The sequence below is a fragment of the Pseudomonas quasicaspiana genome, assembly GCF_021147825.1.
In the GTDB taxonomy this organism is placed as follows: Bacteria; Pseudomonadota; Gammaproteobacteria; order Pseudomonadales; family Pseudomonadaceae; genus Aquipseudomonas; species Aquipseudomonas quasicaspiana.
In genome coordinates this window covers 11,819-37,431 of the sequence record NZ_JAGTPI010000031.1, presented here as the reverse complement: position 1 = coordinate 37,431, position 25,613 = coordinate 11,819, and the positions used below count along the sequence as shown (strand labels likewise).

Annotated in this window: 23 protein-coding genes; 6 read left to right on the top strand and 17 right to left on the bottom strand. The window is 58.6% G+C overall.

Features of this window, described 5'->3' with window-relative positions; genetic code table 11:
- Positions 1-120 precede the first annotated feature (120 nt).
- Positions 121-2,535, top strand: coding sequence for a glucose/quinate/shikimate family membrane-bound PQQ-dependent dehydrogenase (locus KDX30_RS17845; protein WP_231677076.1), 2,415 nt, complete (start codon positions 121-123; stop codon positions 2,533-2,535).
- Between the two features lie 485 nt (positions 2,536-3,020).
- Here the strand turns inward: KDX30_RS17845 and KDX30_RS17840 are convergent, their stop codons facing one another.
- The 8 genes from KDX30_RS17840 to KDX30_RS17805 form a co-directional block, all read right to left on the bottom strand.
- Complete coding sequence (locus KDX30_RS17840) at positions 3,021-4,217, bottom strand: ABC transporter substrate-binding protein (protein ID WP_231677075.1); 1,197 nt, start codon at positions 4,215-4,217, stop codon at positions 3,021-3,023.
- On the bottom strand, positions 4,214-5,221 hold the full coding sequence (locus tag KDX30_RS17835; protein ID WP_231677074.1) for a CobW family GTP-binding protein: 1,008 nt from the start codon (positions 5,219-5,221) through the stop codon (positions 4,214-4,216). The genes KDX30_RS17840 and KDX30_RS17835 overlap by 4 nt, the downstream gene beginning before the upstream one ends.
- Positions 5,218-5,517, bottom strand: coding sequence for a hypothetical protein (locus tag KDX30_RS17830; protein ID WP_027899796.1), 300 nt, complete (start codon positions 5,515-5,517; stop codon positions 5,218-5,220). The genes KDX30_RS17835 and KDX30_RS17830 overlap by 4 nt, the downstream gene beginning before the upstream one ends.
- Before the next feature lie 21 nt (positions 5,518-5,538).
- A complete protein-coding gene (locus KDX30_RS17825; protein WP_231677073.1) occupies positions 5,539-6,288 on the bottom strand; it encodes an SDR family NAD(P)-dependent oxidoreductase in 750 nt (249 codons plus the stop codon).
- A gap of 292 nt (positions 6,289-6,580) precedes the next feature.
- A complete protein-coding gene (locus KDX30_RS17820; protein WP_231677072.1) occupies positions 6,581-7,342 on the bottom strand; it encodes an SDR family NAD(P)-dependent oxidoreductase in 762 nt (253 codons plus the stop codon).
- Between the two features lie 10 nt (positions 7,343-7,352).
- Positions 7,353-8,693: an MFS transporter gene (locus KDX30_RS17815; protein ID WP_027899793.1), complete on the bottom strand. Its 1,341-nt coding sequence runs from the start codon at positions 8,691-8,693 to the stop codon at positions 7,353-7,355.
- A gap of 27 nt (positions 8,694-8,720) precedes the next feature.
- Positions 8,721-9,602: a polysaccharide deacetylase family protein gene (locus KDX30_RS17810; protein ID WP_122707992.1), complete on the bottom strand. Its 882-nt coding sequence runs from the start codon at positions 9,600-9,602 to the stop codon at positions 8,721-8,723.
- 86 nt (positions 9,603-9,688) lie between these two features.
- The gene (locus KDX30_RS17805; protein ID WP_231677099.1) at positions 9,689-11,062 is read right to left on the bottom strand and encodes an amidase; all 1,374 of its coding nucleotides are present in this window, start codon (positions 11,060-11,062) and stop codon (positions 9,689-9,691) included.
- Positions 11,063-11,411: 349 nt separating this feature from the next.
- On the opposite strand from KDX30_RS17805, the gene KDX30_RS17800 reads away from it, so the two are divergent.
- Positions 11,412-12,404 carry a GntR family transcriptional regulator gene (locus KDX30_RS17800; RefSeq protein WP_231677071.1) on the top strand — a complete coding sequence of 331 codons (993 nt, stop codon included), beginning with the start codon at positions 11,412-11,414 and terminating at the stop codon, positions 12,402-12,404.
- A gap of 109 nt (positions 12,405-12,513) precedes the next feature.
- Here KDX30_RS17800 and KDX30_RS17795 read toward each other — a convergent pair whose 3' ends face one another.
- Genes KDX30_RS17795 through KDX30_RS17780 form a run of 4 tightly spaced genes read right to left on the bottom strand, consistent with a single transcriptional unit; the run spans position 12,514 to position 16,822 of the window.
- Complete coding sequence (locus KDX30_RS17795; RefSeq protein ID WP_049826871.1) at positions 12,514-12,933, bottom strand: group I truncated hemoglobin; 420 nt, start codon at positions 12,931-12,933, stop codon at positions 12,514-12,516.
- 2 nt (positions 12,934-12,935) lie between these two features.
- On the bottom strand, positions 12,936-13,799 hold the full coding sequence (locus tag KDX30_RS17790; protein ID WP_231677070.1) for a DUF3034 family protein: 864 nt from the start codon (positions 13,797-13,799) through the stop codon (positions 12,936-12,938).
- Between the two features lie 3 nt (positions 13,800-13,802).
- On the bottom strand, positions 13,803-16,154 hold the full coding sequence (locus KDX30_RS17785) for a bifunctional diguanylate cyclase/phosphodiesterase (protein ID WP_231677069.1): 2,352 nt from the start codon (positions 16,152-16,154) through the stop codon (positions 13,803-13,805).
- Complete coding sequence (locus tag KDX30_RS17780; RefSeq protein WP_049826870.1) at positions 16,151-16,822, bottom strand: hypothetical protein; 672 nt, start codon at positions 16,820-16,822, stop codon at positions 16,151-16,153. Before KDX30_RS17780 ends, KDX30_RS17785 begins: the two co-directional genes overlap by 4 nt.
- A gap of 266 nt (positions 16,823-17,088) precedes the next feature.
- Here KDX30_RS17780 and lon point away from each other — a divergent pair, with 266 nt between their 5' ends.
- The 4 genes from lon (at position 17,089) to cmoB (ending at position 21,936) form a co-directional block, all read left to right on the top strand.
- Positions 17,089-19,509 (top strand): endopeptidase La, encoded by a 2,421-nt coding sequence (gene lon, locus KDX30_RS17775; protein WP_099268528.1) that lies wholly within the window; start codon positions 17,089-17,091, stop codon positions 19,507-19,509.
- Positions 19,510-19,751: 242 nt separating this feature from the next.
- Entirely contained in the window at positions 19,752-20,144 is a 393-nt protein-coding gene (locus KDX30_RS17770) for a protease inhibitor I42 family protein (RefSeq protein WP_231677068.1), read from the top strand.
- A 59-nt stretch (positions 20,145-20,203) separates the two neighbouring features.
- The gene (gene cmoA, locus KDX30_RS17765; RefSeq protein ID WP_176560598.1) at positions 20,204-20,980 is read left to right on the top strand and encodes a carboxy-S-adenosyl-L-methionine synthase CmoA; all 777 of its coding nucleotides are present in this window, start codon (positions 20,204-20,206) and stop codon (positions 20,978-20,980) included.
- A complete protein-coding gene (gene cmoB, locus KDX30_RS17760; RefSeq protein ID WP_231677067.1) occupies positions 20,977-21,936 on the top strand; it encodes a tRNA 5-methoxyuridine(34)/uridine 5-oxyacetic acid(34) synthase CmoB in 960 nt (319 codons plus the stop codon). Before cmoA ends, cmoB begins: the two co-directional genes overlap by 4 nt.
- A gap of 110 nt (positions 21,937-22,046) precedes the next feature.
- On the opposite strand, the gene pdxJ is transcribed toward cmoB, so the two are convergent.
- The 5 genes from pdxJ to KDX30_RS17735 all read right to left on the bottom strand — a co-directional run bounded on the left by pdxJ (position 22,047) and on the right by KDX30_RS17735 (position 25,567).
- Positions 22,047-22,793: a pyridoxine 5'-phosphate synthase gene (gene pdxJ / locus KDX30_RS17755; protein WP_231677066.1), complete on the bottom strand. Its 747-nt coding sequence runs from the start codon at positions 22,791-22,793 to the stop codon at positions 22,047-22,049.
- A 50-nt stretch (positions 22,794-22,843) separates the two neighbouring features.
- On the bottom strand, positions 22,844-23,530 hold the full coding sequence (recO, locus tag KDX30_RS17750; RefSeq protein ID WP_049826869.1) for a DNA repair protein RecO: 687 nt from the start codon (positions 23,528-23,530) through the stop codon (positions 22,844-22,846).
- Between the two features lie 78 nt (positions 23,531-23,608).
- Complete coding sequence (gene era, locus KDX30_RS17745) at positions 23,609-24,511, bottom strand: GTPase Era (protein WP_027899779.1); 903 nt, start codon at positions 24,509-24,511, stop codon at positions 23,609-23,611.
- A complete protein-coding gene (gene rnc / locus KDX30_RS17740) occupies positions 24,504-25,193 on the bottom strand; it encodes a ribonuclease III (protein ID WP_027899778.1) in 690 nt (229 codons plus the stop codon). Before rnc ends, era begins: the two co-directional genes overlap by 8 nt.
- On the bottom strand, positions 25,190-25,567 hold the full coding sequence (locus KDX30_RS17735) for a DUF4845 domain-containing protein (RefSeq protein WP_231677065.1): 378 nt from the start codon (positions 25,565-25,567) through the stop codon (positions 25,190-25,192). Before KDX30_RS17735 ends, rnc begins: the two co-directional genes overlap by 4 nt.
- Positions 25,568-25,613 lie beyond the last annotated feature (46 nt).

Here is a 25,613-nt window from a genome sequence, read left to right as displayed (position 1 = left end):
TTTCTGCTGTCATTAGTTCGTCTCAACAACTAGTTTCAAAGTATTGCAGGAATTTCTTCAACGAGTCCTGCGCGAATAACAAAGCTTCATCACTTAAATCTGTCCTTGGAGATTCACACTATGAGCACTGACGGTGCTTTGAGTAAAAATCGCCTGCTGCCGACATTGCTCGGGCTGGTGATACTGCTGATGGGGCTTGCCCTGTTGGCCTTAGGCGTCCAGCTGCTACAAGTAGACGGTTCGCCGTATTACGTACTGGCAGGCATCGGCTTCGCGGTGACAGGTGTTTTGCTTGTCACCGGACGCCGCGCGGCGTTCGGCTTGTACGCGCTGATTCTGTTTGCCAGCACCGTCTGGGCATTGTGGGAAGTGGGTCTGGACTGGTGGCAACTCGTGCCGCGTCTGGCACTGTGGTTTGCCCTCGGCATCGTGATGTTGCTGCCATGGTTCCGCCGCCCGGTCCTGCGGGGTCAGCCTGGCGGTAAAGGCGTCGGCGCATTGGCAGTTGCCGTGGTACTGGCCGGCCTCACAGCATTGGCAAGCCAGTTCACCAACCCAGGTGAACTCAAAGGCGAGTTGAATCGCGACACCGCAGGGACAACCAGCGCCGCACCCGCCATGCCTGACGGCGACTGGCAGTCCTACGGTCGCACCGCTTTTGGTGACCGTTACTCGCCACTGGCGCAGATCACTCCGGATAACGCCAGTAAGCTGGTGCCTGCCTGGACTTATCGCACGGGCGATATTCCCGGCCCGAACGATCCGGGCGAAACCACGGCCGAGAACACGCCACTCAAAGTCAACGGCATGCTGTACGTCTGTACGCCGCATAGCCAGGTGATTGCGCTTGACCCGGACACAGGCAAGGAAATCTGGCGCTACGATCCGAAGATCAGCACCCAGAATGCTGCCAACTTCAAAGGCTGGGCACACATGACCTGCCGTGGTGTGTCGTACCACGATGACGCGGCCTATGCGGCAGCCCCTGCGCAAAGCCCTGCAACACCCGCTGTCGCTTCCGCCGGGAGCAATGCTTGCCCGCGTCGCATCTTCCTGCCGACTGCTGACACCCGTCTGATCGCGCTGAACGCCGACACCGGCAAAGTCTGTGAAGACTTCGGCAACAAAGGCGCTGTCGACCTGAGCGCCAACATCGGCACGTTCGCCGCAGGCGGTTACTACTCCACGTCACCACCTGCTGTGACCAAGGACCTTGTAGTGATCGGCGGCCACGTGACCGACAACGTTTCCACCGACGAGCCTTCGGGCGTGATCCGTGCGTATGACGTTCACACAGGCCGTCTGGTGTGGAACTGGGACAGCGGCAACCCGGACGATACGACTCCGCTTGCTGAGGGCAAGTCCTACACTCGTAACTCGCCCAACATGTGGTCCATGTTCGCCGTCGATGAAAAACTCGGCATGCTCTACCTGCCAATGGGTAACCAGACCCCGGATCAGTGGGGCGGTGACCGTACTGAAGAGTCGGAGAAATACAGCGCCAGCATCGTGGCCCTGGACATCGCTTCAGGCAAAGTCCGCTGGAGCATGCAGCTCACTCACCATGACCTCTGGGACATGGATGTCGGTGGCCAGCCGACGCTGATGGACATGAAAACCGCTGACGGCATCAAGCCAGCCGTGCTGGTTTCGACCAAGCAAGGCAGCATCTACGTGCTGGATCGCAGCACTGGCAAACCGATCGTACCGATTAATGAAGTACCGGTCCCAGGCGGTGCGGTAGCGGGCGATCACACTTCGCCAACTCAACCTAAATCAGACCTGAACTTCATGCCGCCACCGCTCAAGGAGCGCGACATGTGGGGCGTGACGCCGTTCGATCAGGCGCTGTGCCGGATCGACTTCAAATCCCTGCGTTACGATGGCCCGTTCACCCCGCCGTCGCTGCAAGGCTCGATTGTTTACCCAGGTAATTTCGGTGTGTTCGACTGGGGCGGCATTTCGGTTGACCCGGTGCGGCAGATCGCCTTCGTCAACCCGAGCTACATGGCGTTCCGTTCCAAGCTTGTGCCTGCGGCAGAAGTTGAAGGCGGTCCTGGCCGCAAGAGCGAAACCGAAGGTGTGCAGCCAAACAAAGGCGCGCCATACGGCGTGATCCTCGAAGCGTTGCTGTCGCCGATGGGTCTGCCTTGCCAGGCACCCGCGTGGGGTTATGTGGCGGCAGTGGATCTGACCAACCATCAGACCATCTGGAAACACAAAAACGGCACCGTGCGTGACAGCTCGCCGGTTCCGATCCCATTGAGCATGGGCGTTCCAAGCCTGGGCGGCACGTTCACCACAGCCGGTGGCGTTGCCTTCCTCAGCGGCACGCTTGACCAGTACCTGCGCGCTTACGATGTTCGTAACGGCAAGCAACTGTGGGAAGGCCGCCTGCCAGCAGGCGCGCAAACCACGCCGATGACCTACACCGGCAAGGACGGCAAGCAATACGTGCTCGTCGTCGCTGGCGGCCATGGCTCGCTGGGTACTAAGCAAGGCGACTACGTGATGGCGTTCAAACTGCCGGATTGATGGTTCGCTGAGGTAATGAAAAAGGTGGCTATCGAAAGATAGCCGCCTTTTTTTGTGTCAGATTTTCGACCTTGCCTGAAAGTGTTGCCCGGCGTAATCCCACAGAGGTTTGGCAGTTGGACCACGTTATCGTTCTTCGCGGGCAAGCCCGGCCCTTGTCAAAAAAATATGCAAACACCTGATTTATAACGATTTTGATCTGTATGAGCGCGCTTGCCCGCGATTCGGTCTGTCGGACGATAAATATATCGTCTGTGCTGACGTAATCGCGGGCAAGCGCGCTCCTACAGACCCGGTTTACTAATAGACAGCGCGGTGTCAGTGGCACCGGGGCCGCTGATACAGAGGCATGTGGTGATTCTGTTGGAGCAAGGCTTGCCCGCGAATCAGGCGCGGTGATTTAACGGGTAGACAGCATTGTCCTTATTGCGAGCAGGCTCGGCCTCCAAGAACTTCGTTCGAGTAAAGAATCGAGACCCCTTTAGCTACCGCAACTTAACGCCAGCCTTGTTCCCCGCCCGTAAAATATCGCTCCAGCGTCTGACCAGATAATTGTGCTCATCCATCACCGAGTTCCACACTGCAATATGGCTCATGCGCTGCTCATATGAGCCGCCATCACGTACCTCTCCGGCATCGATCAGGGGCAGGCCGTCGCTACCGAGCAGTTGCTCACGGGCTGGCAAGCCGGCGTACCAGTAATCCCATTCTGCCGCGCTCAGGTGGTCGCGGCTGCGTGCCGGATTGCCGATGTAATAACCCTGGCGCGCCATGATTGCCCCCGGCCAGCCGGACAGCCACCAGTTGAGATACGCATAGGCAGCATCGAGTACAGGTCCCTTGGCATGTCGCGACAACGACAAGCCGCCAAACCAGCCGCGATAGCCTTCACGGGGTACCGCCACGCGATATTTCACGCCAGCGCGATGCAGCCGCACCAGAGTCGGCGACCACAGGCTTTGAATATCGATAGTCGGGCTAAGCATCAACTCTGCGGCCTCTTCATCATCTGACCAGAACGCGCCGAAATGCCCTCCCTGTTGTTTACGCACCAGGACATCGGCGAGCATGTCGATTTCCTCGATACTCATGTTGCCGATGTCTTTGAACTGCGCCAGTCCTGCGCCCTGTACTGCCAGTGCTGCGTCCAGCGCACCAATGGCCGCATCGCTTTGCAGGGCAATACGTCCAGCCCACGCCGGATCAAGCAGCCAGCCCCAGCTTTCATGGGCACTGTCCAGCCCGGCGGGCACGCGTTCCGGGCGATAGGCAAAACTGTCGGCATTGTGCGTTAGCGGCAGCATACTGATCCGCTCGCTCACCGTACTGCCCAGCGTGCCGTCATGCTGCACGAACAGCCGCTCGCTGGGGACGCTGCCACTGCCGAGCCGGTCAGCAGGCCGCAACCGGCCGCGCTTGGGCAAGTCATTGATCTCATGCCAGAGAGCGATGCGCCGGGTATCGATGGGCTGGATGGCACGCGCCGGCCACACAAAGTCGACGTTGTGAAACCATTGATCGTAGAGGTCGTAACTCTCGGGCTGCATCACCGCGATGCGTTGCGCGGTCTGCACGTCATGCATCTGGTACACCATGCGAATACCCAGTTCCTGCTCGGCACGCTCACGGATAGATTCAAGCAAGGTAACCGATGTACCCAGGACGCGTAGCGTAATGGTCATGCCGTCGTCTCGCTGATGGCCGGAGCGAAGCTGCGGGCAAACACATCAAACGAACGACGCAACCGCTCAGGGTCAAGACCGCGCAGAATGAACACCAGTCGCGAACTGTGATCGTCCCCCGGCCAGGCCGACAGGTGCACGGGTGCATGCAGGCAATGCTGCACACCATGAATCACGATAGGCGCCTGGCTGGCATTCACGTTGAGAAGTCCCTTGACTCGAAGGATTCGTTCGCCATGGCATCTTAACATCATCGACAGCCAGACCCCGAAACCGACCCAGTCCAGCGGCTGCTCGAACCTCAGGCAGCACACTTGCGCATCACCATGCCGTGACGCTCTGGATTGCACTTGATGGAGCTTCCAGCGCGCCACCTCCTGAGCAGGCTCTGCATCGCGCACGCCTTCGCCCAGTAATAACTGATCGCCGCTGTGGACCTGCGCGGTATCCATCATGAGCGCGGAGAAATTCAGGGCCTGTAGATGTGTTCGCAACTCAGTCAGCGATGGCTCATCCACCACATCCGTCTTGCTCAGCAACAAACGATCCGCCGCCGCGACTTGCGCCAGCCACTCCGGGTGCAAACGTTCCTGCAAAGTGGCGTGACAGGCGTCTACCAGGGTCACGATCAGGCCCACATGAAAACGCCCGCGCAGTTGCGGATCGTTGCTCAGGGTCGCGAGGATCGGGGCCGGGTCAGCAAGGCCTGTGGTTTCCAGAATCACCCGGCGAAACGGCGGGATCTCACCTCTTGCGCGTCGGGCAAGCAGGCCCAGCAGCGCTTCCTTCAGTTCGCCGCGAATGGAGCAACAGACACAGCCACTCGGCAGCAATACGGTGTCCGGCGCGACCTCCTCGACCAGCAGATGATCGATCCCCACGTCGCCGAACTCATTGATCAGCAACGCGGTATCACCGAGGTTTTCGTCCTGCAGCAGTCGTTTGAGCAAGGTCGTCTTGCCGCTGCCGAGGAAGCCGGTGATAACGTTCAACGCGATGCTCATGATGACCTCTGCAAATGATCCAGCACGACGGGGTCAAGCGGGTCCAGCTGGCGACCAATCAGTAATTCGGCCTTCTCCCACAGTTGATCGAGGCCCGACGCCAGTGCCTGCTTGCCGGTGGCACCGAGCAACAGGTACGACGAACCCTGAAAGTCTTCAACCCTGAGGCGAAACGGCGCTACCACTCTGTTGATCGCCGCGATACGCCGCAAGCGCTCACGACGTCGGGGCAACTCACCACCCAACGGGTCGCTCCAATGCACGTCTTCGCCCAGCAGGCCACACAATCCACACATCAGGTGATCCTCATTGACTGACTACGGCATCACATCGCCAGAGTTCGGCCCCAATGTCTGACCGACAAACAGATTGCCTCCCGGCTCACTGGCCAGAAGCACCGCTACCGGCGCGACCTCTGCCGGTAGACCGAAGCGCCCCAGCGGTAACTCGGCAGCCTTGGCCGTTTTCCAGGCGCTGCTGATGCCCGACACCAATGGCGTTTCAATCGGGCCAGGGGCAATTGCGTTAACCAGCACGTTGTCCTTGGCCACTTCCAGCGCCAGCGATTTGGTAAAACCTAACACTCCAGCCTTGGCCGCAGCGTAATGAGTGAGTTCAGCGCCGCCCTTTATACCCAGCTGCGAAGCGACGTTGATGATGCGCCCCCACCCTTGACCCAGCATGTGCGGCAGTGCCCGCTGACTCGCCACGAAGACACTGGTCAGGTCTACACGCAACATGTCGTTCCACATGTCGATGCTCAAATCGACACAGCGCGCCTGAGTGAGCATGCCAGCGTTATTGACCAGAATGTCGATGCCCCCAAAATGCTCGACGCAGGCATCGACACTGGCTTGCGCGCCTTCGACGCTGCCCACATCGGCCACGCACTCGCGCACCTGCGCACCCAGTTGTCGGCACTCCTGGGCGACTTGCGCCAGGCTTAGCGGATCACGATCACCCAGCACCAGTATTGCGCCTTCGAGTGCATAGGCACGGGCAATGGCTGCACCAATTCCGCTGCCTGCGCCCGTGATGACAGCGCGTTTGTCGATCAGTTGTTGCATGTACGGGTTCCTTTTTGAAATGGCGCACGATCCTGTGGGACCGATTTATCAGGGAAGAACAAAGCCCGGCGGACATAAAGCCCACGGTGTGACCCACATCGCCTTCGCGAATGAATTCGCTCCCACAGGTTCTGCACGATGCCGTTAGACCGGCTTTAGCCGGGAGGAAGTCGGGGTGTTCGCTAGATTTTCGTCGGCGACATACCGCTCTCCCGGCTAAAGCCGGTCCTACAAGATCAAGAGCACGCTTGCAGGCAAACATGGAATCTCCCACCTCATCTACGCAGAGTCTTCACCCAGGCCAACGCACCGTCAGCCCTCCATCAATCACAATGCTTTGTCCGGTCAGGTAACTGGCTTCATCGCTGCACAGGAAACGCACCAGTGAGGCGACTTCATCAGCCCGCCCCACACGGCCGAGCGGGATAGCTTTGGCTGCCTGAGCGAGACCTTCCGGGCCCAGGGAGTTTTTGCTGTCCAGGGATTGCGGCGTCTCGATCAATCCGGGAATCACCGCATTGCAGCGAATACCACGGCCAGCCAACTCCACCGCCAGTGATCGACACAGCCCTGGCACGCCAGCCTTCGCGGCTGCGTAGTGAGCATGGTCCTGCCAGCCGTAAACGCCGCCTGCTATAGACGAAATCGCCACCAAAGCGCCGCCTTCTCCCATGTGCCTGGCCGCGGCGCGGAAGGTGCGCATGACGCCGGTCAGATCCACATCGAGCATCTCGTTCCAGAGCTCGTCTGTCATTTCCAGCAGCGGAGCGCGGCGCAGCAGGCCTGCGTTAGCCACGGCGTAGTCGATGCGGCCGAAGACCTCAAGCGCCTGATCGGCCAATGCATCTACCGATTGCGTGCTGGTGACGTCCAGTGCCGCCATCAGACACTCGCCCCCCACTGCTTCCACCAAACGAATGGTTTCCTGAGGATCGTGAGGATCGGCGGGGTAAAAACCGCCAACCACTGCAACGCCTTTTTGCGCGAACGCTACGGCCAGCGCCTGCCCGATGCCGCTGGCGGCACCGGTGATCACTGCGACTTTACGGGTCATGTGCAATTCCTCATTTCACGGTTTCGGGACGCACGTGGCGGGCGGCAAACATCAACGCACCGGAGAGGAAGCAAGGCAGCGCGCCGAAGTACAAGGCAGAAGTCTGCCAGTTGCCGCCTGCGCTCAGCACCGAGGTGGCACCAAAGCCCGCAACCACTGCGCCGATGGGCCCCATGGCGTGAATGATCGCGCCGCCAGTAGCGCGGATACTGGTCGGGAAGCTTTCGCTGATGAAGAACAACGCGGCTGAGTAAGGACCGATCAGGAAGAACAGACCCAGGCTGTAAAGACCGATCACGACGGGCATGTTGCTAGGGCCGTAGAGCATCGCGGCAAAGGACAGTCCACCCAGCATCCAGCCCAGTCCGATCACGTTACGGCGACCAATCTTGTCGCCCATCCAGCCGTGGCTCAGGTAACCGCAGTACCCCACCAGATTGGATAACACCAGAATGATCAGCGAGTTCTCGAAAGAGACGTGATGCACACTGACGATCACTGACGTACCGAGCACGCTGAACACCTGAATCGCTGCCCAGTTGAGCAGAATGGCCGCACCAATCACCAGGGTTGCACGGCGCGATGTGCCACGAAACGCTGCGGCCAGACCTGCAGTGCGGTGCTCTTCGTAATCCACTCCATAGGTCAGCGCCACGGCTTGAGCCTGGCTCACATCTCCGGCTTTGCGCAGTTGAGTGATGCGCTGATGGATCTGGAACTGCGGACTCTCCTTGAGTTTGCGCGCCAGAATCGCGATGACGATGGCCGGGATCGCCGCAAAAACGAAGCAGCCCTGCCAGCCGATGATGGGCAACAGCACCGCAGTCAATCCCGCAGCAATCAACGCCCCAACTGGCCAGCCACCTTGCACCAGGCTGTAAATAAAGCCGCGACGTTTAGCCAGACGCGGGTCATCGGAGGCCGCGTAGATTTCACTCAGGTAAGTAGCGTTGACCGTTTCTTCCGCATAGCCCAGGCCACCCAGAGAACGAATCAGGATTAACGGCGATTTCCCCCACGAACCTCCGATCGCGGTCAGCGCCGAACAGATCGCCGAACCGCTGACGGTGAAGATAATGCCCATGCGTCGACCCAGGCGATCTACCAGCGGCCCGATGGCCAGGGCGACCACTGCGGTCCCGACCGCCACCCAGGTCGCAATCTCGGCCTGCTCTACTTCGCTCCACGCAAAATGCCGACCGATTTCCGGCAACAGCGTGCCGAACAGAATGAAGTCGTACACCGCAAAGACCCAGGCGAAGAACGCGATCCAGGTGGCAAATCGCACCTGGTCTGGAGTCAGTTGCTGGGGTTTCCAGCCAGTCAGGTCAAGCTTGCTGTAAATGGACATGAGTGACGCCTCGCACAGGGCAATGAATCAGCGGTTACGTGGGTTACGGCGGACAAAGTCGTCGGCGATTTCGTCGAAGGTGACGAACTTGACGCCCTCATGGCTCTGGATGTGTTCGATCAAACGCTCCAGCATCAACAGCACCTGCGGGCGACCAGAGACATCCGGGTGGATAGTCATGGTGAACACCGCGTGCTCGTGCTCGCGATAGACCCAGTCGAACTGGTCGCGCCACATTTCTTCCAGATGGCGGGGGTTGACGAAGCCATGGCTGTTGGGGGCTTTCTTGATGAACATCATGGGCGGCAGGTCATCGAGGTACCAGTTGGCCGGGATCTCCACCAGATCGGTTTCTTCACCGCGCACCAACGGTTTCATCCACGTATCGGGATGCTGGCTGTAATCGATCCTGGTCCACTTGTCTCCGACCCGGACGTAGTACGGATGGAAATCGTTGTGCATCAGGCTGTGGTCGTACTTGATGCCTTTTTTGAGTAGCAACTCATTGGTGACGTTGCTGAATTCCCACCAGGGTGCGACGTAACCGGTCGGACGCTTGCCGGTCATTTGCGTGATCAGCTCGATGGACTTGTCGAGGACGATCTCTTCCTGCTCCGGGGTCATCGCAATCGGGTTTTCGTGGCTGTAACCGTGCACACCGACTTCATGACCGGCATCGACAACGGCCTTCATTTGCTCGGGGAAGGTTTCCATGGAGTGGCCGGGAATGAACCAGGTGGTGCGCAAGCCGTAACGCTCGAACAGTTTGAGCAGACGCGGCGCACCCACTTCACCCGCGAACAGGCCACGGGAGATGTCATCCGGAGAATCCTCACCGCCGTAGGAACCCAGCCAACCCGCTACCGCATCAACATCGACGCCAAATGCACACAAGATTTCTTTAGCCATTTTGCTACTCCTGCTTGTTGATCAGACCGGCGCTAACGCATTCATCACTGGGTGCCGGGTTCCAGTGCTTTACTGTTCGAGGTCAATCAGGCCTCGGCCATTGCCGCTTCGACGGCCAGCGCGGCGCGCAACAAACGTGCGTCTTCCCCCGCTGGCGCGCTGAGCAACAGCCCTGTTGGCAACCCGCGTTCGTCATGACCGCTGGGCAAGGAAATACCCGGCATGTTCAGCAGGCTGCCAGGCATGGTCAGGCGCAAGGTGGCCAGATTGGTCTGGAAAAACAGCTCGTCGTCCGCCAGCAAAGGCGCCAGCGGCGGGGCCACATGGGCCACGCTTGGAGTCAGCAGAAAAGCGCCGTCAAGCTCCAGGCTGATTTGCTCCTGCAGTTGCTCACGGGCGCTATATAGCTTGAGTAGTTGACTGGCGGGCATGTGCCGGGCCGTCTCAAGGCGCATGCGCACCCGAGGATCGAGCTGGCTGGCGGCATCGCTGTCGAGCAGGTTCTGATGCAAAGCAAAAGCCTCCGCAGCGCCCAGCCAGCCGTGCTGTTGAATCAGCTGCAAGGTGGCCTGGAAGGCTGCACATGGCCGCATCTCCACCAGCGCACCGGCTTCATGCAACCGCGCCACCGCCTGCAACAGGTTATTGCGCACCGCGGGTTCGACACGTTCGTCCTGCAAAACCGTCTCATCAACCCAGAAACGCTGCCCGACCAGACTGCGCGGCACCAGAGAAGTCGGCTTGCTACGAGCACGCAGCACATCATCAATAACGATGACGTCGCGTACGCTGCGGGTCAGCGGGCCGACGCTGTCCAGCGTATGGGCCAAGGGAAAAATGCCGTCCCGACTGTAGCGCCGAGTGGTGCTGCGAAACCCTACCAAGCCATTGAAAGCGGCCGGAATGCGGATCGAGCCTGCGGTGTCGGTCCCCATGGCGATAGGCACAATGCCCGCGGCGACCGCGACCGCCGAACCGGAAGACGATCCACCCGCAATGCGAGGTTGATCATCGCTGTACGGATTGATCGGCGTACCAAAATGCGGGTTGAGGCCCAACCCCGAATACGCAAACTCACTGAGGTTGGTTTTCCCCACACTGACCAGGCCCGCCCGCGCCAGAAGGCCGGTGGTGGGTGCATCCAGCAACGCGGCCCCAAGGTTATTACGCACGGCGGCACCGGCGCTGGTGACGGTGCCAGCGACATCAAACAGGTCTTTCCAGGCAACGGGTACTCCATCGAAGGGGCTTAGAGGCTGCCCCGCCCGCCAACGAGCCGCAGATGCATGGGCCTCACGGCGTGCACGTTCGACGCTCAGGGAGATAAACACGTGATCAGCGGACAGGGCTTGTTCAAGCGCCAGTTCGAGGGCCTGCACCGGATCATTGCGACCCGAAGCATATCCCTCGGCCATTGCACTGGCATCCATAGCCCTGCATTGGCTAGAACTGTTGATCATCGGCATGCCGCACCCATTAAATGTACTTATTAATAAAATGTACATTTAATGGAGGCAGATTCCATGCCAAACATACGTCAGCTCACCAGCGTTGCCAGCGTCAAAACTTTCTAAACCACAGCAAATGGTTATGCCAGAGCCCTTTCAACGCGATGGATGATTGTGTTTTGGGGGAGCTCCCCGGCAAAACGTATCCTCACTGCAAAAAATGTACATTTTATAAAAGGTACGTTTAGGTGCACATTAGTAACAGTGAGCCCTATGAATGTGCATCGCACGTAGCTCGAGGTGACAAATGGACTTCTGTGCGAGAATCCGCCGTCGATCATTAGAGAAGCTCAGGAAACCGATGTCAGGAGACGATTCGCGCACGGCCTCACGCTATGCCACGATCCGGGAAGTGTTACGCGAAGCCATTGTCAGCGGGGCGGCGAGCACCGGTCTGGTACTGCTCGAAGCGCCGCTGGCCGACCTTTTCGGCACCAGCCGCGTGCCGGTGCGCAAAGCACTCAATCTGCTGCATGACGAGGGACTGATCTGCCGGTTTGACGGCCGTGGGTATCTGGTCAATCCACAAGGCATTGAGGTTGAGCCACTGCGCCTGACCCTCAGTCATAAACAGTTTGGCCTGGATAGCAGTGAAGAGCTGGTGGATACCCGTCCGCTGGGCGAGCGCATTTACGACGAAATCAGCGCGGCGCTTTCAAGCTGCATGGCCTTCGGGCACTACCGGCTGGACGAAAAAGACGCTGCAGAGCATTACGGCGTCAGCCGCGCCGTGGTGCGTGAAGCACTGATGCGCTTGCGTGATCGCGGGCTGGTGGAAAAGGAACCCTACTCGCAATGGCTGGCCGGCCCGCTGACGGCGCGCGAAGTGACCGAAGACTACGAACTGCGCGCCTGCCTGGAGCCCGAAGCGTTGCGCCAGACAGCACCGGGCCTGAGTCGCGAAACGCTGGAAGCCATGCTTGAACGGGTCGTTCAGGCGCAAAACGCGGAACACTGCAGCCTTGAAGATATCGAACGCATCGAGGAAGACCTGCACCAGCATTGCCTGTCAGGCCTGCATAATCGCAAGATTGCTACGTTGATTCGCCAAGGGCAAAGTCCGATGATCATCAGCCGGATCTTCTACCGATTACTGGGCATCGGTGCCGACGAGGCGATGCTGGCTGAACATCGCCTGATTATCGAACTGCTGCTGCATGGTGCATTCGACGCCGCCGCACTGAACCTCAAGGAGCACTTGCTGCGCGCACGACAGCGCATGCTGCAACGACTGAAAGTGCTGTCGGTATTGCCTGAACAGGAAGTGCCCGGGTATTTGACGCGTTTAAGTTGAGTGTCAGCCTGTTGGAACCGGGCTTGCCCGCGAAGAGCGATAATGCGGGGGACCAGACGGATCAGGTCGGCAGGTTCGCGGGCAAGCCTCGCTCCAACACCGCCCGCCCCTACTTCTCGATCACTTCTGCGCGCATCGGGGCCAGCCGGGCAATCAAACGATTCTGGTTTGGCACCGAAATACCTTCGGCATCCATGGCCTTGATCAGGTTTTCAACCAGAGCATTGAAATCACTGCGCGTCAGCTTCTGGCCCTTATGGGCTTCAGCCATAGTGTCACCGGTGTACTTACACGGGCCACCCGCTTCGACACACAGCTGCTCAACCAGCTTGTCACGCAAACGCACGATATCGATCTTCTTGAAGTGCTCGCCGATGCGCTCATCTTTTACCGACGTGATGAGCAAGCCCTCAACAATTCGCTGAATCCCGGCGCGCTGTCCAAGGCCTTGATAGAGGCTGTCGTCTTTAGGCGGTTGTTGGGCACAACCAACCAGCAAAACAATCAGAAAAAAGCTGAGCAGACGCATGATCAGAAACTCCCCTGAATGGACAGATAAGCCCCGTTCTGGTTTTCCAGCGTCGCGATTTCTCCCAGCTTCGCGTAAGCAAGCACCACGGAGAGATGTTTGTTGGGGAAATAACCCACGAACAGATCAGCCCAATCACTTTCACCAGCAAAAGAAAGGTTGTCCGGTTTCTCACGATATTCCACACCCACTGCCCAGCGCGGGTTGAGCAACACGGCGACCGAACCTTCCTTGAGCACGCTACGCGTATCGCGACGATCACCGCCGAAACCCAGCAGACCGGTTTCATTGGCGCGGCTGTAACGTACGCCACCGTTGACCACCAGGTTGTAGCCGAACGCAGCCCCCATGAACAGGCGACTGGCAGTCAGGTAGCCTTCGACATCCGCATCGCGTTTGGCGCCGATGAGGCTGGGGATCAGGAAATCATTCTGGTGTTTGTATTCAATCCCGAGGGAGACCTGCGGCAGGGTGTCGTAGATCAGGTCGCCGAACAGGCGCACTTTCAGGCCGAAGATGTCCTGAGTCACGTTATCTTCAGGCAAGCTCAGATCCTTCTGCAACGTGCCCAGGTCAAAGCGCTGGTGAGCGTAGGACAGTTCGACGCGATTGCCGTAAGCGACCGACATGCCAGCTACATCCAGGGTGTAATCCGGCAGGTCGACATGGGTTGCAAAAACGCTGGAACCCCACTCGCCCTGCTCGCCATAGCCGGTCAGCACGGCCCACGGAATAATCCCGCCGCCAGCGGCGCCCTCAATGCTCGACGCCCCACCCGTGGCGATTAAACGACCATTGTCAGCAGCCACACATTGCGTAACAGCGCACAACGCGCACCCCAGGACGATCAAAAATTTGTGGGTCATAACTCAATTAACCACCAGGCCGGGTGAAAACAGGGACTTGGCCATCCAGGCTTCGAAGGCGACGGCGGGCAACGGACGGCTGATTAGATAGCCCTGAGCCGTGTCGCAGTGCCAACGCTCCAGCAACTTGAGACTGTGTTCGTACTCGACGCCCTCCGCGACCACCTTTAGCCCCAGGTTGTGGCTCATCTCAATGGTAGAACGCACGATCACCGCGTCCTCGCTGGTCTCATCCAGGTTGCGAATGAACGATTGGTCAATTTTCAATTCCTGCACCGGCATACGCTTGAGATGTGCCAGTGACGAATAACCGGTGCCGAAGTCATCCACCGACAGGCTGATGCCAAGATCGCGCAAGCGGTTAAGTACGATCAGTGCCTGCGCAGGCTCGCGCATGATGGCGCTTTCGGTGATTTCGAAAATGAGTTGTTCCGCTGGCACGCCGTATAACTTGAGCAGTTTTATGACGCGGTCCACGAGGTGGTCACCGTGCAGGTCATCGGCAGAGATGTTGACCGACACCTGCAAATGCAGGCCTCGCCTGCTCCATTCTGCCAACTGGCGCATGCACTCTTCGATGACCCAGTTGGTCAGCAACTGAATGCTACCCGTGCGCTCGGCCAGCACGATGAACTCGGCAGGTGAGACATTACCGAACTGCGGATGTGTCCAGCGCAACAGGGCTTCAGCCTGATGCACCGTCCCTTGCCGAATATCCAGCTTGGGCTGGTAATGCAGCAGCAGCTCACCTTTTTTCGCGGCATGCCGCAGGTCGCGAATCAGGCTGATCTGACGCTGGTGAGCAAGATCGCGACCGTCCTGATAGACCTGCAAACGGCCTGGCAGATTCACGGCATCCTGACGCGCGATGGCGGCGCGTTTGAGTAGCTCTTCAGAGGAATCACCCTGCTCGGGATAGCTGGCAATGCCAATACTGCATTCCAGCGTCACATCATTGCTGTCCACCTGTTGAGGTTGACCCAACATGCGTTGCAGCTGGTCGGCCCGCCCCACCGCACCGTCACTACCAGTGTGGTCGAGCAACACCAGAAATTCATTGGCCGTCAGCCGCGCAAGCGTGTCACCAGGCTGCAAGATATCCTGCAAGCGCTTGCCGATCTGTTGCATCAATTGGTCGACACCTGCTGAGCCACACGAATCGCTGATCGCCAGATAGTTATCGATACTCAAATACAACAAGGTCATGGAGCGCTGAGCTGTGATGGAAGTGCTCAGGCGCTCCATGGCAAGTGCGCGATTGGGTAAGCCGGTCAGCGGATCATGCAGTGCGTTGTGTGCCAGTTGATCTTCGCGAACGGCAATGCCTTGCTGCATCGTATTGATGGCAGAGGCCAACTGACCCAACTCATCGCTGCGGGCCAGTGTGACGGGTGTTTTGTAATCGCCCTCGCCAATACGTCTGGCAGCCTCGGCCAACACCTGAACCGGTTGTGAAACACTGCGCGCCAGGCCCAGCGTACCGATCAACGAAGCCAGCAGCGCGATGATCGAAATCCAGAAGATTTTTTCGTCCAGAGGCGCGAACGCCAACATGGCTTTATCCATCGGGCTTTGCAGCAGCGCGAACACTTGCTCCTGACTCCCGTCGATACTGTCCAGCACCATCGTCTGACTGAGGAAACTCAGGCCACCATGCTCGGTGGTGTGCATATGATCTTCAGCAGGATTGAGCATCAGCGCTATCAGGCTATCATCCAGCTCTGCCGGTTGCGTGCTGATCAAGCGTCCGGGCTTACCGTTCTCGACAGTAAGGAACGAAACTTCCAGGCCGCTGAGCGAGCGCAGAGACTGGGCAAGCTCGGCGTCCATGCTGAAACCCATGACGACACGGCCGATGGGCAGTGGTGCAAGGACGGTGCTTTCGACCAGCAGATGCGGCACGCCGCCACCCGGGACTATCACCGTCGACTGACCTTTACGACGAGCATCGCGCAAGGTCTGGTCAAACGGGAATTTGCTGCCCTCAACAATGCCCGGCATGGTGCTGGCTATTACGGTGCCGTCCATGCCCAGCAGAAACATGTCGTTGGCATTGATCCGGCTGCCGTGGTTGAGCAACACGGAACGAATAGTCAATGCATCAGAACTGGCGACCGCATCACGAAAGCCGAAGTCGGCCGAAACCAGTTGCACGCCGTCACGCAGACGCTTGCCACGCATATCCATGACGTCGGCGAACACACGAGTCCCCACCTCCAGCTGGGTCTGCGCCTGGGATCTGACCGCATCCCCGGTTGCAGCCTTGACGGCGAGAAACACCGCGACCACCACAACCAGCAGCAACGCGATAAGCACGCAGGCAATTCGCGCCTGAAAGCTGGTGCGCAGGTTCATTGGTGGGCCGCTTTATGAAACGCATCGCCGAACGCGTCAGGAGCAGGCGCCGAGGATTTCTCTTCTTCTCCTGGCTCCACTTTCAGCCTGAAGTCCTTGCTCAGCCCCGCGGCAGGCACCTCAAAGTCGCCGCCACTGGTCGGCTGCATATCAATGGTCTTGGGGTGCCACAGGGTCGCCGAATAATGCCCGGCCGACATATCCTCGAACTTCACGACACCATTGGCATCACTGACCGCGAACCAGGGCTCATCGGTCACATAGATGTAGCCCACCATCCAGTCATGAATGTTGCAGCCCAGCACCACTACGCCCGGCTTGTCGAACAGCAGCGGATCGGAAGGCGTGCCGCTGTAAAGGCGCAGTTCAAAGCGCTTGGCCGGAGAAAAGGAATAAACCTGATGGCGAATGTTATCGCTGTTGGGGAATTTGACTTCAGTGTTGCTGTGCACGGCCAATACCCGCGGCGCAAACTCCTGATCACGCTGGTCCATGTTCGCCTTGAGCACGACCGCAGTCTTGCCCGGCGGCCCTTGCAGGGTCAGGACAGCGTTTGGCAGGGGCTTTCCCTCTTGATCGACGACGCGAGCAGTCAGCGTGGCCGCCGGAGCAGCCACTGCGAACGCCCAACAGCCGATCAAAACGAACAGCGAAGCAAATTTATTCATAAGCTAAATCCACATCGGCAAAGCCGGATAAAACAACGCCAGCCTTGGCAACGAAGGGTCTTGTTCGCAGAGTAGCTGCGGTCAGACAGAAGATCACGCGCCGAGAAGAGGCATTTAGCCATCACCGTTCAGTAATCGACGAAAGGTTGTTACTGTGCCCTGAATGGCTTGTTTTTCCTTCCTCTCAATAGGCTATCGACAGAAGCCATTGAAACCTGAGCGCGACTGCCCCATCTAAGCACCATGTTCAATTGTGCAGGTGCCCCATGAGCGACCAGCAAGCAGACTCACAAGATTTGTCAGACGACGTAGAAGCCGAGCCCGAAGTGACACTGAGCTCCACCAGCACCTCGCTCGCATTGCCTGGGCAGAACCTGCCGGACAAGGTCTATATCATCCCGATTCACAACCGCCCCTTCTTCCCGGCTCAAGTATTGCCGGTGATTGTCAACGAAGAGCCCTGGGCTGAGACGCTGGAGCTGGTCAGCAAGTCTGATCATCACTCGCTGGCGCTTTTCTTCATGGACACGCCGCCGGAAGATCCACGGCACTTCAATACCGGGGCTTTGCCGGAGTACGGCACGCTGGTCAAGGTGCACCACGCCAGCCGTGAAAACGGCAAACTGCAATTTGTCGCCCAGGGCCTGAGCCGGGTTCGGATCAAGACCTGGTTAAAGCATCATCGTCCGCCGTATCTGGTGGAGGTCGAATATCCGCATCAGCCCAATGAGCCAACCGACGAGGTCAAGGCCTATGGCATGGCCTTGATCAACGCCATCAAGGAGCTGCTGCCGCTCAACCCGCTTTACAGCGAAGAGCTGAAAAACTACCTCAACCGCTTCAGCCCTAACGATCCGTCGCCGCTGACTGACTTCGCCGCTGCGCTGACTTCAGCGACCGGTGTCGAGTTGCAGCAGGTCCTCGACTGCGTTCCGATGCTCAAACGCATGGAAAAAGTCTTGCCCATGCTGCGCAAGGAAGTCGAAGTCGCGCGTCTGCAAAAGGAAATCTCCGCGGAGGTGAACCGCAAGATCGGTGAACACCAGCGCGAGTTCTTCCTCAAGGAACAGCTCAAGGTCATCCAGCAGGAGCTGGGCCTGAGCAAAGACGACCGCAGTGCGGACATCGAGCAGTTCGAGGCCCGTCTGGAAGGCAAAACCTTGCCCGCCCAGGCCCGCAAACGCATCGATGAAGAAATCAACAAACTCAAAGTGCTGGAAACCGGCTCCCCGGAATATGCGGTCACCCGTAACTATCTGGACTGGGCCAGCTCGGTGCCGTGGGGTGTCTTCGGTAAAGACAAACTGGACCTCAAGCACGCCCGCAAAGTGCTGGACCAGCACCACGCGGGTCTGGACGACATCAAGACCCGGATCCTCGAATTCCTTGCGGTTGGTGCCTACAAAGGCGAGATCAGTGGTTCGATCGTGTTGCTGGTGGGCCCGCCGGGCGTCGGCAAGACCAGTGTCGGCCGTTCGATTGCCGAATCGCTAGGCCGACCTTTCTATCGCTTCAGTGTCGGCGGCATGCGCGACGAGGCCGAGATCAAGGGCCATCGCCGCACCTACATTGGCGCTCAACCCGGCAAGCTGGTGCAGGCGCTCAAGGATATGGAGGTGATGAACCCGGTCATCATGCTCGATGAAATCGACAAGATGGGCCAGAGCTTCCAAGGCGACCCGGCTTCGGCGCTACTGGAAACCCTCGATCCCGAACAGAACGTTGAATTCCTCGATCACTACCTGGACTTGCGTCTGGATCTGTCGAAAGTGCTGTTCGTCTGCACCGCCAACACCCTGGACTCGATTCCCGGCCCTCTGCTGGACAGGATGGAAGTGATTCGCCTGTCGGGTTACATCACCGAAGAAAAAATGGCCATTGCCAAGCGTCACCTGTGGCCCAAGCAACTGGAAAAGGCTGGCGTGTCCAAGGGCAGCCTGAGCATCAGCGACACGGCTCTGCGTTCGATCATTGAAGGTTATGCGCGGGAGGCGGGTGTCCGGCAGTTGGAAAAACAACTGAGCAAAGTCGTGCGCAAGGCAGTGGTGAAATTGATCGACGCGCCCAAGTCGACGATCAAGGTTGGCCCGAAAGATCTGGAAGCCTCGCTCGGCATGCCAGTCTTTCGTAACGAGCAAGTACTGGCGGGTACCGGCGTTATCACCGGTCTGGCCTGGACCAGCATGGGCGGCGCGACCCTGCCGATCGAAGCAACGCGGATTCATACTCTCAACCGTGGTTTTAAACTCACGGGGCAACTGGGTGAGGTAATGAAAGAGTCGGCAGAAATTGCTTACAGCTACGTCAGTTCGAATCTCAAGCAATTTGGCGGCGATCCGACCTTCTTTGACGAAGCATTCGTGCATCTGCACGTTCCCGAAGGCGCCACCCCAAAAGATGGCCCTAGTGCAGGCGTGACCATGGCCAGCGCTCTGCTGTCTCTGGCTCGCAACCAGGCACCGAAGAAAGGCGTGGCAATGACCGGCGAACTGACGCTGACCGGGCATGTACTGCCGATTGGCGGCGTGCGAGAGAAAGTCATCGCGGCGCGTCGGCAGAAGATCAATGAATTGATCCTGCCAGAGCCTAACCGCGGCAACTTCGAGGAGCTGCCGGACTATCTGAAGGAAGGGATTACTGTGCACTTCGCCAAACGCTTTGCGGATGTGGCGAAGGTGTTGTTCTGACCCTGACACCGCTCTCCCGGGAGGGCGCACTTGTTCGCGAGGCGTCAAACCTGTCACACCGCGTCAAACTTCTCGGCAACAAGTTACCTCCTACCGGACACGTCACTACCCGGTAGGAGCGAACTTGTTCGCGAGGCGTCAGACCTGTCCCACCGCGTCAAACCCTTGCCAACAAGCTAACTCTCTCCCACACCCATAATTCATCGGTTATGCTCCGGTCTCGTTTGAAGACCGGAGCCACCATGCCCACTGCCCGTCTGCTAGCCCTGCTAAGCCTGTCGCTGCTCACTGCCTGTGCGCAGCAACCCAAACATATCGTCACCCTCGAAGATCAAAGCGACTGCCCACTGCCCCTCAAAACGGGCCAGACGTTGATACTGAGTTTGCCCAGCTCGCCCACCACCGGTTATCGCTGGCAGGTCCAGGACGCTGCGTCATCAATTCTGCGCAGTCTCGGCCCTGAGGTTTATAACAACTCAGGTGACAAGAACATGGTCGGTAGCGCTGGCCAATCGGTGTGGCGCTATCAGGCGTCGACTGCCGGAACCGGTCGCCTGCTGATGATTTATCAACAGCCCTGGGCCCCGGAAGTACCACCGGAACAGACCTTCGACTGCACCATTACCGTCAACTGAACAGGTTTTGCTGTCGTTCGATGAGATGAGGTTTCAGCCGAGGCGCGGATTTGGCTAAAATGCCGCACTTTTCAGCCCCCGCCGGAACAACCGTGAGCAAAGAACCCGACCGCATTTTCGCCCAGCCCCTTGCCCAGGTGCCGGACTTCGCCTTCAACGAAGACGTGGTGCGGGTCTTCCCGGACATGATCAAGCGTTCGGTGCCCGGCTATCCGACGATTGTCGAAAACCTTGGCGTGCTCTCCGCGCAATTCGCCCAACCCAACAGCGTGCTGTATGACCTGGGCAGTTCACTCGGCGCTGTCACGCAAGCCTTGCGCCGCCATGTGCGGGTCGAAGGGTGCAAAGTGATCGCAGTGGATAACTCGGCCGCCATGGTCGAGCGCTGCCGGGAATACCTGAATGCGCAGGACTCGATGTTTCAGGAGTTGCTGCCGGTACAAGTGATTGATGGCGACATTCTGGCCCTTGAGTTTCAGCCTGCTTCGGTGGTCGCACTCAATTTCACGCTGCAATTCATCGCCCCCGAGCAGCGCCTGGCTTTGCTGAGCCGTATTCGTCAGGCACTGATCCCCGGCGGCGCGCTGATTCTGTCCGAAAAGCTGCGTTTCAATGATGAGCAGGAACATGCGTTGCTTACCGACCTGCACATCGCGTTCAAGCGTGCCAACGGCTACAGCGAGCTGGAAATCGCCCAGAAGCGCAGCGCGATCGAAAACGTGATGAAACCCGACAGCCTCGAAGAACACCGCCAACGCCTGCTCGACGCGGGCTTTTCCAAGGTGGTGCCGTGGTTCCAGTGCCTTAACTTTGCCTCGTTGATTGCCCTGCCATGATTGATCTTGCCCCACTGGTCCGCCGTCTGGCGGGCACTCCTCTGGCTGAATGGGCCAACGGCCTGCAGGCTCAACTCGACACGAAAATGGCCAAGGGTCATGGCGACCTGGAGCGCTGGCAAGGTGCTCTCAATGCGCTGCCGGATTTGATACCGTCGCGTGTCGAACTCGACAATAGCTTTACCCTCGACGTCGATTGTGACGATGAGACCCGGACACAAACCCGTACAGCTTTGATGGGGCTATCTCCCTGGCGCAAAGGCCCGTTCGATGTATTCGGCGTGCACATTGATACCGAGTGGCGTTCAGACTGGAAGTGGTCGCGTGTCTCGCCGCACCTGAATCTCAAGGGCAAGCGCGTGCTGGATGTGGGTTGTGGCAACGGCTACTACCAATGGCGCATGCTGGGTGCCGGGGCTGACAGCGTGATCGGTGTCGATCCGAACTGGCTGTTTTTCTGTCAGTTCCAGGCCATGCAGAAATACCTGCCCGACTTACCGGCGTGGCATCTGCCGTTTGCCCTGGAGGACCTGCCCCCGCGTCTGGAAGGCTTCGACACAGTGTTTTCCATGGGCGTGTTGTATCACCGCAAGTCGCCGATTGATCACCTGCTGGCGCTCAAGGATTGCTTGGTGAAAGGTGGCGAACTGGTGCTCGAAACCATGGTGGTGGAAGGCAACGTGCATCAGGTGCTTGTCCCGGAAGATCGCTACTCACAGATGCGAAACGTGTGGTTCCTGCCTTCTGTGCCCGCCCTCGAATTGTGGCTACGCCGCGCAGGCTTCGTGGATGTGCGTTGCGTGGATGTCAGCGTGACCACTGTTGAGGAACAACGCGGTACGGAGTGGATGCGCTACCAGTCGCTTAGCGACTTCCTTGACCCGAACGATCACAGCAAAACCGTGGAAGGTTTGCCAGCGCCGATGCGCGCGGTGATTGTGGGGCGCAAGCCGTAACAAGAGGGCCCTGTTGGAGCGAGGCTTGCCCGCGAATCAGGCGCCGCGGTGTCATGAACCTACCGCGCTATCGTTCTTCGCGGGCAAGCCTCGCTCCAACAAGCACCAACTCAGGCTTTGTGCACGGCCGCAACAATCAACGCTTTCATCTCTGCCACAGCAGCCTTGAAACCCACGAACAGCGCATGGGCCACCAATGCGTGGCCGATGTTAAGTTCGTTGATGCCCTTGATCGCCGCCACGGCTTCAACGTTGTGGTAATGCAGGCCGTGACCGGCATTGACGATCAAGCCTTCGCTCCAGCCAAAAGCCACGCCATCAGCAATCCGCTGCAGCTCTTCAGCGACTTCAGTAGGCGTTTGAGCATCTGCATAGCGGCCAGTATGTAACTCGATAGCCGGAGCGCCTACACGCCTGGAAGCGGCAATCTGTTGCTCATCGGCATCGATAAACAGCGACACTTCACAGCCAATCCTGCTCAAACGCTCAACCGCCGCCTTGATCCGGGCTTCTTGCCCTGCAACGTCCAGACCGCCCTCAGTGGTGAGCTCCTGACGTGTTTCCGGTACAAGGCAAACGTGAGCCGGACGAATGCGCTCGGCAAACGCGAGCATCTCATCGGTAACGCCCATTTCGAAGTTCATGCGGGTCTGCAACACATCCTTGAGCAGCAGAACGTCGCGCTCCTGAATGTGACGACGGTCTTCACGCAAATGCACGGTGATGCCATCTGCACCCGCCTCTTCAGCGTCCAGCGCGGCCTTGACCGGATCCGGGTAACGCGTACCGCGGGCCTGACGCAAGGTGGCAACATGGTCGATGTTTACGCCAAGAAGGATGCGAGTGCTGTGAGTCACGGGTGTCTCCTGAAATATGATCGAAACAGGTCGGTGAGCATAAAGCCTGGTTACGGCTTGCGAAACAGTTCGCGACTGACCAATGGGCGGCCGCCCAGATGCACAGCTAGCGCCTGACGCATCAGTCGCTTGGCAGCGGACAAAGCACCCGGAGCACTCCAGTCGGCTTGCGCCATAGCCAGCAACTCGGTGCCATTGAACAATCCTGGCTGTAACAGATACACCTGTTCAAGCCCCGCATCCACTTGCAGCCGATACATGCCCTTGGCATCCAGTGGTTCGCCATTGATGTCGACATCCAGCGCGAAGCCGTAGCCCAGATCATCCAGCAGACGCCATTCGAAGGAGCGCAGCAATGGCTCCAGCGGTCGCCCCTCTGCCAGGGCTTGCAACGTTGCAGCGTAGTGATCGAACACGGCAGGATGGGGGTCTTCGGCAGGCAACAGGCGGATCAGCAGTTCGTTGAGGTAAAGCCCGCTGAACAATGCATCACCCACCATCCAGCTGGCGACGCCGGCGCTTTCCATGCGCCCGACATTTTTCAGCTCGCCACGGCCACGGAACTCGACCTCCAGCGGGACAAACGGCCGCGCCAGTGTACCCGCCTTGCCCCGCGCACTGCGCAGCACTGCACGCAAGCGACCTTGAGGCGTGAGGAAGTCCACCAGCGCGCTGTTTTCACGGTACGCCCGGCTGTGCAACACGTAAGCAGGTTGGCCGACTGGCACGCTGATCATTTCAGGGCGGCTCGAGAGAAGCGAAGGCGTTCAGGCAATCCGGTACCGCCGCACGGGCAGTACCGGACAGATCAGGATTTAAAGGTCGCCGTAGCCAAGCGAACGCAGGGCGCGTTCGTCATCGGACCAGCCGCCTTTGACTTTGACCCAAAGGTTCAGCATGACCTTGGAGTCGAACAGCAACTCCATGTCGCGGCGCGCTTCAGTGCCGATACGCTTGATGCGATCGCCCTTGTCGCCAATGATGATTTTCTTCTGGCCGTCACGCTCAACAAGAATCAAGGCATGGATGTGCAGGGTTTTGCCCTGCTGCTTGAATTCTTCGATTTCCACGGTGATTTGGTAAGGCAGCTCGGCACCCAACTGGCGCATGATCTTCTCACGGACCAGCTCGGCGGCGAGGAAGCGGCTGCTGCGGTCGGTGATCTGGTCTTCCGGGAAGAAGTGATCGTTTTCCGGCAGGTGCGAAGCAATCAAACTTTCCAGCGCGTCAAGATTGTGCCCGTGTTGCGCGGAAATCGGAACGATGGACGCATTCGGCAGCTGGCCTTGCAGCCACTCCAGATGCGGCATCAGCTCAGCCTTGTCCTCGATACGGTCGGTCTTGTTGATCGCCAGGATCAGTGGGCCCTGAACATACTGCACGCGTTCGAGAACCATCTGGTCTTCGTCGGTCCAGCGGGTACGGTCAACCACGAAGATGACAACATCAACGTCTTTCAACGCAGCCGAGGCCGTCTTGTTCATGTAGCGATTGAGCGCCTTCTCGCCATTCTTGTGCATGCCCGGTGTATCGACGTAGATGGCCTGCACAGCGCCTTCGGTCTTGATGCCCAGCATGTTGTGGCGAGTGGTCTGCGGCTTGCGCGAGGTAATCGCCAGCTTCTGACCAAGAATGTGGTTGAGCAGCGTGGATTTGCCCACGTTCGGGCGGCCGACGATGGCAACGTAGCCACAGCGTGTTGCGGTTGAATCAGTCATGGCCGTTCTCCACGCCAAGGGCAATGAGTGCTGCAGCCGCTGCTACCTGTTCGGCAATACGACGGCTGACACCCTGACCCCGGCTTTTTTCATTCAATAAGGTGATCTCGCATTCGACAAAAAATGTCCGGCAATGCGGTTCGCCCTGGATATCCACCACTTCGTAACGCGGCAGCTCACAGGCACGCGACTGCAGAAACTCCTGCAATCGGGTTTTTGGATCTTTGTTGGTGTCGACCAGCGTCAGGCTGTCGAACTCCGTGGTCAGCCAGGCCAGCACGCGCTCGCGAGCCATCTCCATGCCTGCGTCCAGATAAATCGCACCAATCAGCGCCTCAAGGGCGTCGGCGAGAATCGACTCGCGACGGAAGCCGCCGCTCTTCAATTCGCCAGACCCGAGGCGCAGGTATTCACCCAGATCAAAACCACGGGCCAGCAGGGCCAGGGTCTCGCCTTTCACCAGACGCGCTCGCAGACGCGACAACTGGCCTTCACGTGCCTGCGGGAAGCGGTCAAACAGCGCTTCACCCGCAACGAAGTTCAGAATGGCATCACCGAGGAACTCCAGACGCTCATTATTGCGACCAGCGAAGCTACGGTGAGTCAGGGCCAGGACCATCAGTTCCTGATCCTTGAAGGTATAGCCGAGCTGACGCTCCAGGCGACTCAAGGAAACGCTCACGGTTTACCCACGCTGATGGTGTCGTCGAACATGACCACCAGATCAATGTTGCGGATCAATGGTTCACGTTGTTCATATTTCAAATGGGCAACGAACCTGTTGTTCACTACCGTCACGCTTAACGCCTTGTTCAAATCCACATCCCGAATACTGTTGACCTGCATATTCTTCCCGACATAGCTGTAAAAATCGCTGATCGTAGTGATTTCCAGAGCAGGGTTGCTGTCGACCGCATTAATGATTTTCTTCATATCCCTGTTATCCAGGTAATGCGGGACCAGCTTGAAAGCCACACTCAGTGCGAAAATCCCCAGCGCTGCCGCCAGCAATACTCCTGTAAACGACCATCCCTTTTGCGAACCGGCGAACGTCATGTACGACTCCAAGGATAGCTCGTCACTGCACTCGCAGATGTTCCCA